Source organism: Acinetobacter sp. YH16032 (genome assembly GCF_013417345.1).
Lineage (GTDB): Bacteria > Pseudomonadota > Gammaproteobacteria > Pseudomonadales > Moraxellaceae > Acinetobacter.
The window spans coordinates 1-1,093 of record NZ_VPEE01000167.1 but is presented as its reverse complement, the minus strand read 5'-3'; the positions used below and the strand labels follow the sequence as shown (position 1 = coordinate 1,093).

The window sequence follows — 1,093 nt, the reverse complement described above, 5'->3', positions numbered from 1 at the left end:
TTTTTCCCTTCAAGATCATTATATTAGAGATTGCTGCCTTGAATCATAGAGCAACAGGGCGGCAACTCCTCTATTTATCATGTTCCAAGTTTGATATTTGATCGTTGTTCCACGGTACTGATTAAATATTTTAATAAAAAACTCATTCTAGTAAGAGCCGAGCAAGTGCCTACGAGCGATCACCTGGTATCAAAATTCATGCGTTTTTCTCTCTGATTACAAAGTCTGTTTTTTAAAGCAAAAAAAGGAAGGGATAACCCTTCCTTTTTTCTATTTAACTGGCTTGTCGATATTCAAACCTTCTTAAAAAATCTTGAATTGCCTGTTCTTTCAACAATTCACTAATTAATAAAGATGGTATGAAGTACACTTTTACTCGCACACGTTTTTTCAGTTTTGAATCTTCAGATAAATAGTGATCTTCAATATTCCATCCATCACTACGTAATTCGCTAATACGACACGCAGAGTAACTAGAATCAATAGACGACCACATATCTTTGTTTTTAACAGGCACCCTATTTAATAAGCGGTGCAAGATATGTGCTTTATGTGTATCTACTGCCGGTAAAACTGGAATCATGATGATTCCTCCATTGTAAAAAATGGAGGTTAATCAGCCTTATCTGTTCGCTAACTTGAACAAATTGTTTATCAATGATAGAATCGTTTATGCATTTTAAACGTAAATCATTAATTCTTATGGCTTTTTTAACCTCCTTTGGTTTGATTTGTTAGCTATTTGATATTAAAGATTTCAAAAAAGGTACTTGTTGACGCAAGTGCCTTTTTTTTGCTTTATTTTCAAACAGTTCAAACTCTAACATAGGAATACATAAAAATATAGTCCCTATGCTCACAGTTTCGCGTATTTCGAACGTTTACATGTAAACATATGGTTGTATACCTATTTTCTTTTAATCGGCCGTAAACAGCCTTACACGAAGAATTAGAATTAATTATAAAAAATTATTTTCAATTGTATTAAATAAAAAATCCTTTTTTATCTTTTTAATAAGCTTTTAAAAGCTTTTAGACCCCCTGAAAACCTTATGCAGCAATAGTTTCAAGCGTTAAAAGGGTACAAATAGCA

General features: G+C 32.3%; 1 protein-coding gene. It reads right to left on the bottom strand.

Annotation, left to right across the window (positions count from 1 at the left end; genetic code table 11):
- Nucleotides 1–274: 274 nt before the first annotated feature.
- Nucleotides 275–583: a hypothetical protein gene (locus tag FTV32_RS17195; RefSeq protein WP_179991713.1), complete on the bottom strand. Its 309-nt coding sequence runs from the start codon at nt 581–583 to the stop codon at nt 275–277.
- Nucleotides 584–1,093: the final 510 nt, after the last annotated feature.